Here is an 11,965-nt window from a genome sequence, read left to right as displayed (position 1 = left end):
CCCGGTAAAGCGCGATGAACCTTTTTTTTTGCCTATCATTTTTCTTCCTTACCGCTTTGAAACAGAGCACATGGACGTTAGGTGCCGATGTTTGCCCGATCCTGGTTGCTCCATCCTCTTCCGATCTTTACCCCCGTGACCTCCTGATTCCCTTGCTGTTTTGCATTTTCTTCTCTCAGAGGGCGATGGGTGCATTTTAACGTGATAGACAGCCATGACCACGATGGCGGCGTTTAAGGCCGCCATAACGCTTTAGGCTGCGGTATTTAAAGGTATTTTAAGTAATTGCCGAATCAAAGGTTGTTGATCGCTGTTTTGCAACCAGACGGCATACAGGGGGCGGATAATCGGTGGGATCTCGGTGGCGGCCACCAGCTGTGGGTACTCTTGTTCCCACTGGCTGGGCAGGAAAGCGCATCCGCCCGTGGTTTCCAGCAGCTGACGCGTCAGGTGAGCGGAGGTAGTGGTGAGCACCGGCACGTTATCGCCTTCCAGCATGCGGCTTTCCTGTTGGTGAAAGTCGGCTCCCCATTCCAGCTTGATGTAGGGCATTGGGGCCTGTTTATCACGATGCGCGGATGAGAACAGGCGTAATGAGAAATTGCTCAGCTGCTGGCTGGCCAATTCATCCATCTTCGGCGGTTCAGTGGTGATCAGTAAATCGAGCTGCCTTTCATGCAGTTGTTTTACCAAAGAGTGCCTTAATGCCACCCTGGCTTCGAGCTGTAGCGCCTCGCGTTGTTGATAGAGCGCCTGCAACCAGGGGGTCAGATAGGCCTCCCACAGCGAAGCGGTAGCGCCAATCGACAACTCGGTGTGTTGCAGCGAACGCACGACCTCCTTCTTCGCCAACTGCCAGGTGTTCATCAGGCTCTCGGCATAGGGCAGAAGCCGCTCACCGGCAGGCGTCAGGCGGATATTGTTGCGATGACGGGTAAATAAATTTGCGCCCAGCTGGTTTTCTAACTGACGGATGCGGAAACTGACCGCGGACTGCGTTAAGTACAAAGATTCTGCGGCTCTGCCAAAGTGACGCGTTCTACTGACCTCCAAAAAGGTTTTCAGTAATTCGGTATCCACACCTATCTCCAAAAAAATTTGTCGTTAAGATTTAAATGTTTTGTTTTACACGCTGTCAAGCCTATCTAATACTCCGCGCCATAAACAGCACGGCCATAAGAGAATTAGGAGCGTGTCAGATGGCGGATAGCTTCACCACGACCAATCGTTTTTTTGATAATAAACATTACCCTCGCGGGTTCTCCCGTCACGGCGATTTCACCATTAAAGAGGCGCAATTGCTAGAGCGCTTCGGTTACGCGTTTAACGAGTTGGACTCGGGTAAACGCCAGCCGGCCACTGAAGAAGAACAGCTGTTCGTCGCAGTGTGCCGCGGTGAGCGCGAAGCGGCTACCGAGCAGGAAAAAGTATGGGCTAAATATCTGGCGCGCACACGTCGCCCGAAGAAATTCCATACTCTGTCCGGCGGTAAACCGCAGGCTGACGCAGTAGAAGATTACAGCGACAGCGACGACTAAAGACGATGGGGCCTGCGGGCCCCATTTTCTATTCCAGACTACGATGCAGCTGTAACAGCAGACGGTCCATACTGCGATAGCCCAGCGCTTCGCTGAGATGGCGCCTGTTGAGCTCAACATCCCCCGCCAAATCCGCCAACGTGCGCGCAACTTTCAAGATGCGCTGCCAGGCGCGGACCGATAACCCCAGCGCGTTTAATGTCGTCTCCAAAAACTCGGCGTCTGCCGTCTGCAGAACGCAATCACGTTCCACTTCGCGGTTGCTCAACAGCGCGTTGACTTTACCGGCACGTTCGAGCTGCCGGGCGCGTGCCTGCTGCACCCGTTTTCGCACCAGCTCACTGCTTTCTCCCTGCGTTTTCCGCTGACTGAGCGTACCCGGAGGCAACAGCGGCACTTCGATAGACAGATCGAAACGGTCGAGAAAAGGCCCTGACAGCCGGGCCAAATAGCGCAATACCTGCTGCGGTGAGGTGCGATTGTGCAACCCCTGATAATGCCCGGTCGGGCTGGGGTTCATTGCTGCGATCAACTGCACTCTGGCGGGGAAACAGACCTTGGCGTTGGCGCGTGAAATCACGATCTCGCCGGATTCCAGCGGCTCACGCAGCGCATCCAGCACCTTACGCTCGAATTCCGGTAGCTCATCCAGAAACAGCACGCCGTTATGCGCCATAGAGATCTCACCGGGGCGGGGCAGTGAGCCGCCGCCGACCAATGCCGCCATCGATGCACTGTGATGCGGTGCGCGAAACGGCCTCTGGCGCCATGGCAGGGCGGCGGGGATATGGTGCTGCAAGCTGGCGACCGCCAGGCTTTCCAGCGCCTCATGCTCCGTGAGCGGCGGCAGCAGGCCTGTGAGGCGGCTGGCCAACATGGTTTTACCGGTGCCGGGCGGCCCAATCAGCAGCAGGTTATGCCCGCCGGCGGCGGCGATCTCCAGTGCCCGCTTGGCCTGTTCCTGACCGATGATGTCGCGCAGATCGGCGCTGTCGCAGGCGGTGTCCGCAGCGGGAGGCGTGGCCGCCACCGGCAGTTCGCCCTGGCCGAGCAGAAAGGCGCAGACTTCCAGCAGGTGCCGGGCGGTATGGGAGCGCGACTGTGCGATCAGGCCGACCTCGGCGGCGTTGTCCGCCGAGAGGATCAGTTGCCGCCCGGCGTCAGCCGCCGCCAGCGCCGCCGGGATCGCGCCCCTGACCGCGCGCAGTGCGCCGGACAGCGCAAGCTCGCCAAGAAACTCGTAGCGCGCCAACGGTGCGAGGGGCAATTGCTCGGAGGCGGCGAGGATCGCCAGCGCTATCGGCAGATCGTAACGCCCGCCTTCTTTCGGCAGATCGGCGGGCGCCAAATTGACGGTGATGCGCCGGGCGGGAAAGGTGAAACCGTTGTTGATCAGGGCACTGCGTACCCGATCGCGCGCCTCTTTCACCGTGGTTTCCGGCAGACCGACCAGCGTCAGGCCGGGCAGGCCATTGCTGATATGCACCTCCACCGTCACGGAAGGGGCCTGAACGCCGATGATGGCGCGGCTATAGATTACCGCCAGTGACATATCGCTCTCCTTGCTGATGGCGACATGATGCGCGATTCATCTTGGTGGTGCGCGGAGTTATTGGTGTTTTTTCGATGGTTTTCGCAGCTTAATCACCGATTTTTATCTCATTGAATGGGATTGTGCGAGCAGACTCGCAGCCTGCGGCAATACCCATTAACAATTCGCTGAAGGCTGCAACACATTAGCGGCCCAGACGCATTGCAACCATAGGCTTGATGGGTGTATTTAACAATTGATTAAAAGAAAAATCACTTCTTTAACAAACCTCGACCGCCGCCGCATTCTGCCCGGCAGCCGCTAAGCCTCCTGACTTCGTACTCTACGGTAGGGATAACACTATGTTCGGTTGGACCCCGCTGCAGCGCAACGCGGCAATCGCCAGCTTTTCAAGCTGGACGCTCGACGCTTTCGATTTTTTCGTGCTGGTATTCTTACTCAGCGATATCGCGCAATCCTTTCACGTCGGCCTGGAACAGGTCACGTTGGCGATTCTGCTCACGCTGGCGGTGCGGCCTATCGGCGCGCTGATCTTCGGGCGCGCGGCGGAAAAGTATGGCCGCAAGCCGATCCTGATGTTGAATATCGTCTTCTTCTCGGTATTTGAGCTGCTCTCCGCCGCCGCGCCCTCGCTGACGGTCTTTTTGCTGTTGCGGGTGTTGTACGGGGTTGCGATGGGCGGCATCTGGGGCGTGGCGTCGTCATTGGCGATGGAAACCATACCGGACCGCTCACGCGGCCTGATGTCGGGTATTTTCCAGGCTGGCTATCCGTTCGGTTATCTGCTGGCGGCGGTGGTGTACGGCCTGCTGTTCGAAACGGTCGGCTGGCGCGGCATGTTCGTTATCGGCGCAGCGCCGATCCTGCTGCTGCCGTTTATTTATTATTGCGTGCAGGAGTCGCCGGTGTGGCTGGCGGCGCGCGAACGCAAAGAAAGCACCGCTTTGCTGCCGGTATTGAAGAGCCACTGGAAGCTGTGCTGCTATCTGGTGCTGCTGATGGCGGCGTTCAATTTCTTCTCCCACGGCACGCAGGATCTGTATCCGGTATTTTTGAAAGTTCAGCACGGTTTCGACCCTAAAACCGTCAGTATCATCGCCATAAGCTACAATATCGCGTCCATTATTGGCGGCGTTTTCTTCGGTTCGTTATCGGAAAAGATCGGCCGTAAGAAAGCGATCATCATCGCCGCGCTGCTGGCGTTGCCGGTGATCCCGCTGTGGGCGTTTTCCAGCGGTTCACTGATGTTGGGGATCGGCGCTTTCCTGATGCAGTTCATGGTGCAGGGTGCCTGGGGCGTGATACCGACCTACCTGACCGAACTGGTGCCGGCCAACACCCGCGCGGTGCTGCCGGGGTTCGTGTACCAGCTGGGCAATCTGATCGCCTCGGTCAACGCCACGCTGCAAGCCACCATCGCCGAGCATCATGGGCATAATTACGGCCTGGCGATGGCGATCGTCGCCGCTACGGTGGCGGTGGCGATCGCCCTATTGGTGTTCTTCGGCAAGGATACGCGCGGCAAGGCGATCACCGACGCGGTGAAAAATCCGGACATGCGCGCCAACGTGTGAAAGAGGGGGGATTTGCGTGAGGTATGACCAGATTGCGCCGAATAATAACGCAAAAAAAGTGTTGTCATGCCGCGCGCGACTATGGTACCTCTGTAAGCATTAGTTCTGAATGAGCACAGTGAACAAACCCATTATGAAAGCCTTTGCCCAAGTGATTAGCCTAGTCGTGATTAGCGTGGTGGTGATTATTATCCCACCGTGCGGGGCTGCACTTGGACGAAGAAAGGCTTAGCAAACAAGCCGGAATCGCAAGAGAACCCCCGCACCGTCAGGTCCGGGGGTTTTTTATTGGCAAGAGAAAAGTGGAGCAAGGGGCAGAGCATGAAAAACAGAACAAAATCCTGCAGTTGTCGAAGTAAGGCGGGGAAATAACTATGAATGGCGCTCAGTGGGTAGTTCAAGCGTTGCGTGCGCAGGGTGTGGATACCGTATTCGGCTATCCGGGTGGGGCAATCATGCCGGTGTACGATGCGCTGTACGACGGCGGTGTGGAACACCTGCTGTGTCGCCATGAACAGGGCGCCGCGATGGCCGCCATCGGCTACGCCCGCGCCACCGGCAAAGTCGGCGTTTGCATCGCCACTTCCGGCCCTGGCGCCACCAACCTGATCACTGGCCTGGCTGATGCGCTGCTCGATTCCGTTCCCGTTGTCGCCATCACCGGTCAGGTGGGTTCCGCGCTGATCGGCACCGATGCCTTTCAGGAGATCGATGTTCTCGGCCTGTCTCTGGCCTGCACCAAGCACAGCTTCCTGGTGGAATCGCTGGACGCCTTGCCGGGCATCATGGCGGAAGCGTTCGCCATCGCCGCAGGCGGCCGCCCTGGCCCGGTGCTGATCGATATCCCGAAAGACATTCAGCTGGCGCAGGGCGACTTGCACCCGCATCTGATGCCGGTCGACGAAGCGCCGGCGTTCCCGGCGGCAGCGTTGGCAGAAGCGGCCGAGCTGCTGGCGCAGGCCCAAAAACCGATGCTGTACGTCGGCGGCGGCGTGGGCATGGCGCAGGCGGTGCCGGCGCTGCGTGAATTTATCGCCGTGACCCGCATGCCGAACGTCGCCACCCTGAAGGGGCTGGGTGCGCCGGATGCGCAAGATCCGCTGTACCTCGGCATGTTGGGCATGCACGGCACCAAGGCTGCCAACCTGGCGGTGCAGGCGTGCGATTTGCTGATTGCCGTCGGCGCGCGTTTCGATGACCGCGTAACCGGCAAACTGAACGCCTTCGCACCGCATGCCAAAGTGATCCACATGGATATCGATCCGGCGGAGATGAGCAAGCTGCGCCAGGCGCATGTGGCCCTGCAGGGCGATCTGAAAGCGTTGCTGCCGGCGTTGCAGCGCCCGCTGAATATCGCCGCCTGGCAGCAGCAGGTGGCGGTACTGAAAGCTGAGCACGCCTGTCGCTACGATCACCCCGGCCAGCCGATCTACGCGCCATTGTTCTTGCGCCAGCTGTCCGCCCGCAAGCCGGCCAACAGCGTGGTGACCACCGACGTGGGCCAGCATCAGATGTGGAGCGCGCAGCACATGACGTTCGAACGCCCGGAGAATTTCATCACCTCCAGCGGCCTCGGCACCATGGGGTTCGGCGTGCCGGCGGCGGTGGGGGCCCAGATCGCGCGCCCGCAAGATACGGTGATCTGCGTCTCGGGCGATGGCTCCTTCATGATGAACGTACAGGAGCTGGGCACCATCAAGCGTAAACAGCTGCCGCTCAAGATCGTGCTGCTGGACAACCAACGCCTCGGAATGGTGCGTCAGTGGCAGCAGCTGTTCTTCGACGGCCGCTACAGCGAAACCAACCTGTCCGATAACCCCGACTTCCTGATGCTGGCCGCCGCCTTCGGCATTCCCGGCCAGCGCATCAGCCGCAAGGATCAGGTGGAGGACGCGCTCGAGGTGCTGTTCAACACCGAAGGCCCTTATCTGCTGCAGGTCTCTATCGACGAACTCGAAAACGTCTGGCCGCTGGTGCCGCCGGGCGCCGGCAACGAAACCATGTTGGAGGAAATATCATGATGCAGCATCAACTCTCTATCCAGGCGCGTTTTCGCCCCGAAATGTTAGAGCGCGTATTGCGGGTCGTGCGTCATCGCGGCTTTCAGGTTTGTGCTATGAATATGGTTTCTCCGGCCAACGCCGACAGCATCAATATCGAATTGACCGTTGCCAGCCCACGTCCGGTCGCCCTGTTGTCATCTCAGTTAAGCAAACTGCTGGACGTCTCCTGCGTCGAGATCCAGCAGCCAACATCACAACAAATACGCGCCTGAGGCGCCGAGAAGGATAAATAACAATGACAAAGAAAGCCGATTACATTTGGTTCAATGGTGAGATGGTTCCCTGGGCCGAGGCCAAAGTGCACGTGATGTCGCACGCGCTGCATTACGGCACGTCGGTATTTGAAGGCGTGCGCTGCTACGACTCGCACTTGGGGCCGGTGGTGTTTCGCCATCGCGAGCATATGCAGCGCCTGCATGACTCGGCGAAAATCTACCGCATGCCGGTTTCGCAAAGCGTCGACGAGCTGATGGAAGCCTGCCGCGCCACGCTGCGCAAGAACAACCTGGTCAGCGCGTACATCCGCCCGCTGGTGTTCGTCGGCGATGTCGGCATGGGCGTCAACCCGCCGGCCGGTTACAAAACGGACGTGATTATCGCGGCGTTTCCTTGGGGCGCTTATCTGGGTGAAGAAGCGCTGGATCAAGGCATCGATGCGATGGTCTCCTCCTGGCACCGCGTCGCACCAAACACGATCCCCACTGCGGCCAAGGCCGGCGGCAACTATCTTTCCTCCCTGCTGGTGGGCAGCGAAGCGCGTCGCCACGGCTATCAGGAAGGCATCGCGCTCGACGTGCACGGCTACATTTCCGAAGGGGCGGGCGAGAACCTGTTTGAAGTGAAAGACGGCGTGATTTACACCCCGCCGTTCACCTCTTCGGCGCTGCCGGGCATCACCCGCGACGCGATCATCAAGCTGGCGAAAGACATGGGCTTTGAAGTGCGTGAGCAGGTGCTGTCGCGCGAATCGCTGTACCTGGCCGACGAAGTGTTCATGTCCGGCACCGCGGCGGAAATCACGCCGGTACGCAGCGTGGACGGCATTCAGGTCGGCATCGGCAAATGCGGCCCGGTGACCAAACAGATCCAACAGGCGTTCTTCGGCCTGTTCAGCGGCAAGACAGAAGACAAATACGGCTGGCTGGATCCGGTAAATCCGTAACGACAAGACAGACAGATAAGAATATCCAGGCGGTTCGTTCGCCGCCTGTCATAAATACATTTGGAGTGAAAAGAGCATGCCTAAGTACCGTTCCGCCACCACCACTCATGGCCGCAATATGGCGGGTGCCCGCGCATTGTGGCGCGCGACCGGGATGACCGACGCCGATTTCGGCAAGCCGATCATCGCCGTGGTCAACTCCTTTACCCAGTTCGTGCCGGGCCACGTGCATCTGCGCGATCTGGGCAAACTGGTCGCCGAACAGATCGAAGCCTCCGGCGGCGTGGCCAAAGAGTTCAACACCATCGCGGTGGATGACGGCATCGCCATGGGCCACGGCGGCATGCTCTATTCCCTGCCGTCGCGCGAGCTGATCGCCGACTCGGTCGAATACATGGTGAACGCCCACTGCGCCGACGCGATGGTGTGCATCTCCAACTGCGACAAGATCACCCCGGGCATGCTGATGGCGGCGTTGCGCCTGAATATCCCGGTGATCTTCGTCTCCGGCGGTCCGATGGAAGCCGGCAAGACCAAACTCTCCAACCAGATCATCAAGCTGGATCTGGTGGATGCGATGATCCAGGGAGCGAACCCGAACGTCAGCGACGCCGACAGCGAGCAGATCGAGCGTTCCGCCTGCCCGACCTGCGGTTCCTGCTCCGGCATGTTCACTGCCAACTCGATGAACTGCCTGACTGAGGCGCTGGGCCTGTCGCAGCCGGGCAACGGCTCGCTGCTGGCCACTCACGCCGATCGCAAAGCGCTGTTCCTCAACGCCGGCAAGCGCATCGTCGAGCTGACCAAACGCTATTACGAGCAGGACGACGAGAGCGCGCTGCCGCGCAATATCGCCAACAAGGCGGCGTTTGAGAACGCCATGACGCTGGACATCGCCATGGGTGGCTCGACCAACACCGTGCTGCACCTGCTGGCTTCGGCGCAGGAAGGTGAGGTGGACTTCACCATGGAAGACATCGATCGCCTGTCGCGCAAAGTGCCGCATCTGTGCAAGGTGGCGCCGAGCACGCAGAAATACCATATGGAAGACGTGCACCGCGCCGGCGGCGTAATCGGTATCCTCGGTGAGCTGGATCGCGCCGGCTTGCTGAACCGCGAGGTGAACAACGTGCTGGGGCTGACCCTGCCGCAGACGTTGGAAGCCTACGACGTGATGCTGACCCGCGACGAAAGCGTCAAGAAAATGTACTCCGCCGGGCCGGCCGGTATCCGCACCACGCAGGCATTCTCTCAGGACTGCCGCTGGGATTCGCTGGACACCGACCGCAAGGAAGGCTGCATCCGCACCCGTGAGCACGCCTACAGCCAGGACGGCGGGTTGGCGGTGCTGTACGGCAACCTGGCGGAAAACGGCTGTATCGTCAAAACCGCCGGCGTAGACAAGGAAATCCTCACCTTCCGCGGCCCGGCCAAAGTGTATGAAAGCCAGGATGATGCAGTAGAAGCGATCCTCGGCGGCAAAGTGGTGGCGGGCGACGTGGTCGTTATCCGTTACGAAGGGCCGAAAGGCGGGCCGGGCATGCAGGAAATGCTCTATCCGACCACCTACCTGAAGTCGATGGGGCTGGGCAAGGCGTGCGCGCTGATTACCGACGGGCGTTTCTCCGGCGGCACCTCCGGGCTGTCCATCGGCCACGCCTCGCCGGAGGCGGCCAACGGCGGCCTGATCGCCCTGGTGCAGGACGGCGACATGATCGCGATCGACATTCCTCATCGCGGCATCCAGCTGGACGTCAGCGAGCAGGAACTGGCGGCGCGGCATGAAGCGGAACTGGCGCGCGGCGACGCGGCCTGGACGCCGAAAAACCGTGAGCGTCAGGTATCCTTCGCGCTGCGCGCCTACGCCTCGTTGGCCACCAGCGCCGACAAAGGCGCGGTGCGCGACAAGAGCAAACTGGGGGGATAAGCAGCATGGCGGTCTCTCAACCCCTACCCAGCGCCCCCTGCGGCGCGGAATATCTGCGAGCGGTACTGCGCTCGCCGGTCTACGAGGTGGCGCAGGTCACCCCGTTACAGGCCATGAGCAAAATTTCTTCGCGCCTCGGCAACACCATTTTGGTGAAGCGCGAAGATCGCCAGCCGGTGCACAGCTTCAAGCTGCGCGGGGCCTATGCGATGATCGCCGGGCTGGACGAGGAGCAGAAGGCGCGCGGCGTCGTAACGGCTTCGGCCGGCAACCACGCGCAGGGCGTAGCCTTCTCCGGTAAACGGCTGGGCATTAAAACGCTGATCGTGATGCCGGTGTCCACCGCGGACATCAAAGTGGATGCGGTGCGCGGTTTCGGCGGCGAAGTGCTGCTGCACGGCGCCAATTTCGACGAGGCCAAAGCGAAGGCGATCGAGCTTTCCCAGCAGCAGGGCATGACCTTCGTGCCGCCGTTCGATCATCCGACGGTGATTGCCGGGCAGGGCACGTTGGCGATGGAGTTGCTGCAGCAAGACGCGCATCTGGATCGGGTCTTCGTGCCGGTCGGCGGCGGCGGCCTGGCCGCCGGGGTGGCGGTGCTGATCAAGCAGCTGATGCCGCAGATCAAAGTGATCGGCGTCGAAGCGGAAGACTCCGCCTGCCTGCGCGCGGCGCTGGATGCCGGCCAGCCGGTGGATCTGGCGCGCGTCGGGTTGTTCGCCGAAGGCGTGGCGGTGAAGCGTATCGGCGACGAAACCTTCCGCCTGTGCCGTGAATATCTGGACGACGTAATCACTGTGGACAGCGACGCCATTTGCGCAGCGGTCAAAGATCTGTTCGAGGACGTGCGTGCCATTGCCGAACCTTCCGGCGCGCTGGCGCTGGCGGGGCTGAAAAAGTACGTTCAGCAGCACAACATTCAGGGCGAGCGTCTGGCGCACGTGCTGTCTGGCGCCAACCTCAACTTCCATGGGCTGCGCTACGTTTCCGAACGCTGCGAACTGGGCGAACAGCGCGAAGCGCTGTTGGCGGTGACCATTCCGGAACAGCAGGGCAGCTTCCTCAAGTTCTGCCAACTGCTGGGCGGCCGCTCGGTGACCGAATTCAACTACCGCTACGCCGATGCCGACAACGCCTGCATTTTCGTCGGCGTGCGTCTGACGCGTGGCCACGCCGAACGGCGGGAAATCATCGACGAGCTCAATGCCGACGGTTATCAGGTGGTGGATCTGTCGGACGACGAGATGGCCAAACTTCACGTGCGGTACATGGTGGGTGGGCGTCCGTCGAAGCCGCTGCGCGAACGGCTGTACAGCTTTGAGTTTCCGGAGTCGCCGGGCGCGCTGCTGAAATTCCTGCAGACGCTGGGCACGCACTGGAACATTTCGCTGTTCCACTATCGCAGCCACGGCACCGACTTCGGCCGGGTGCTGGCGGCCTTCGAACTGGCGCAAACCGAGCCGGAATTCGAGCGGCACCTGCAGGCGCTGGGCTACGATTGCCACGACGAAACCGACAACCCGGCGTTCCGCTTCTTTTTGCAGGGGTGAGCCCGGTGCGTTTACCCGGCCGGCTGGCCCGCTTATTGACGCAGGGCCGGGAGATGGAACGCCAAATCGCGGCGCGCGATCGCGCACTGTTCGCCGGCGTGGATGCGCAGCTCGAGCAGCATTTCCTGACGCCGGGCCAGCGGCTGTCGCCGCCGGGCGTCGGCAATGTCATGTTGCTGATGGTATGCCTGACGTTGGGGCTGGCGGGCGTGATGGGCCTGGCCACGGACGTGGCTGCCGCCTGGAGCGGCAAGACTTCCGCCGCCGTTCTCATGGGCAGCGGCGCGATCGTGGCGGTGTGGATGACGTTGATCCTGTTCCAACTGGTGCAGGGTAAAAACAGCGGGGTGGTATTGTTGCAATATTACCTTGGCATGCTCGGCCTATTTTGCCTTGGCGCCGCGGCGGCGTGGGCGTCGGAGATGACCGGCATCGCCACCGTCGCCATGCTGCTGGGGGGCGTGGTTGGCGGTGCACTATTCAGCAACCGGGCGGTGTTCTCTCTCTGTGTCGCTTACTTTCGCACGCGTCGGCGCGTGTTTATCAAACGCCGTTGGCAGAGGGAAGATCTGCGCAACACCCGATAAACCGTCAGAACG

The 11,965-nt window shown here is 60.6% G+C and carries 11 protein-coding genes; 9 read left to right on the top strand and 2 right to left on the bottom strand.

Going from position 1 to position 11,965, the window contains the following annotated elements:
• Positions 1 to 252: 252 nt before the first annotated feature.
• Positions 253 to 1,080 (bottom strand): HTH-type transcriptional regulator HdfR, encoded by an 828-nt coding sequence (gene hdfR, locus HMPREF3138_RS15675; protein ID WP_038874715.1) that lies wholly within the window; start codon positions 1,078 to 1,080, stop codon positions 253 to 255.
• 119 nt (positions 1,081 to 1,199) lie between these two features.
• On the opposite strand from hdfR, the gene HMPREF3138_RS15670 reads away from it, so the two are divergent.
• Positions 1,200 to 1,538 (top strand): MaoP family protein, encoded by a 339-nt coding sequence (locus tag HMPREF3138_RS15670; RefSeq protein ID WP_019455272.1) that lies wholly within the window; start codon positions 1,200 to 1,202, stop codon positions 1,536 to 1,538.
• 28 nt (positions 1,539 to 1,566) lie between these two features.
• Here the strand turns inward: HMPREF3138_RS15670 and HMPREF3138_RS15665 are convergent, their stop codons facing one another.
• The gene (locus HMPREF3138_RS15665; protein ID WP_038874711.1) at positions 1,567 to 3,090 is read right to left on the bottom strand and encodes a YifB family Mg chelatase-like AAA ATPase; all 1,524 of its coding nucleotides are present in this window, start codon (positions 3,088 to 3,090) and stop codon (positions 1,567 to 1,569) included.
• A gap of 341 nt (positions 3,091 to 3,431) precedes the next feature.
• On the opposite strand from HMPREF3138_RS15665, the gene HMPREF3138_RS15660 reads away from it, so the two are divergent.
• From HMPREF3138_RS15660 to HMPREF3138_RS15630, 8 genes are all read left to right on the top strand, one after another.
• The gene (locus HMPREF3138_RS15660) at positions 3,432 to 4,664 is read left to right on the top strand and encodes an MFS transporter (protein ID WP_038874708.1); all 1,233 of its coding nucleotides are present in this window, start codon (positions 3,432 to 3,434) and stop codon (positions 4,662 to 4,664) included.
• 133 nt (positions 4,665 to 4,797) lie between these two features.
• Entirely contained in the window at positions 4,798 to 4,896 is a 99-nt protein-coding gene (ilvL, locus tag HMPREF3138_RS25640; RefSeq protein WP_013814970.1) for an ilv operon leader peptide, read from the top strand.
• Positions 4,897 to 5,038: 142 nt separating this feature from the next.
• Positions 5,039 to 6,685 (top strand): acetolactate synthase 2 catalytic subunit, encoded by a 1,647-nt coding sequence (gene ilvG / locus HMPREF3138_RS15655; protein WP_038874705.1) that lies wholly within the window; start codon positions 5,039 to 5,041, stop codon positions 6,683 to 6,685.
• Positions 6,682 to 6,939 (top strand): acetolactate synthase 2 small subunit, encoded by a 258-nt coding sequence (ilvM, locus tag HMPREF3138_RS15650; RefSeq protein WP_038874702.1) that lies wholly within the window; start codon positions 6,682 to 6,684, stop codon positions 6,937 to 6,939. Before ilvG ends, ilvM begins: the two co-directional genes overlap by 4 nt.
• Positions 6,940 to 6,962: 23 nt before the next feature.
• Positions 6,963 to 7,889: a branched-chain amino acid transaminase gene (locus tag HMPREF3138_RS15645; protein ID WP_033636413.1), complete on the top strand. Its 927-nt coding sequence runs from the start codon at positions 6,963 to 6,965 to the stop codon at positions 7,887 to 7,889.
• 76 nt (positions 7,890 to 7,965) lie between these two features.
• Complete coding sequence (ilvD, locus tag HMPREF3138_RS15640) at positions 7,966 to 9,816, top strand: dihydroxy-acid dehydratase (protein ID WP_033649965.1); 1,851 nt, start codon at positions 7,966 to 7,968, stop codon at positions 9,814 to 9,816.
• A 5-nt stretch (positions 9,817 to 9,821) separates the two neighbouring features.
• Complete coding sequence (ilvA, locus tag HMPREF3138_RS15635) at positions 9,822 to 11,366, top strand: threonine ammonia-lyase, biosynthetic (protein ID WP_038874699.1); 1,545 nt, start codon at positions 9,822 to 9,824, stop codon at positions 11,364 to 11,366.
• Positions 11,367 to 11,419: 53 nt separating this feature from the next.
• The gene (locus HMPREF3138_RS15630; protein ID WP_047730819.1) at positions 11,420 to 11,953 is read left to right on the top strand and encodes an immunity protein Sip4; all 534 of its coding nucleotides are present in this window, start codon (positions 11,420 to 11,422) and stop codon (positions 11,951 to 11,953) included.
• Positions 11,954 to 11,965 lie beyond the last annotated feature (12 nt).

The organism is Serratia sp. HMSC15F11 (assembly GCF_001808215.1).
In the GTDB taxonomy this organism is placed as follows: Bacteria; Pseudomonadota; Gammaproteobacteria; order Enterobacterales; family Enterobacteriaceae; genus Serratia; species Serratia nevei.
This window is presented reverse-complemented; position numbering and strand designations above follow the sequence as displayed.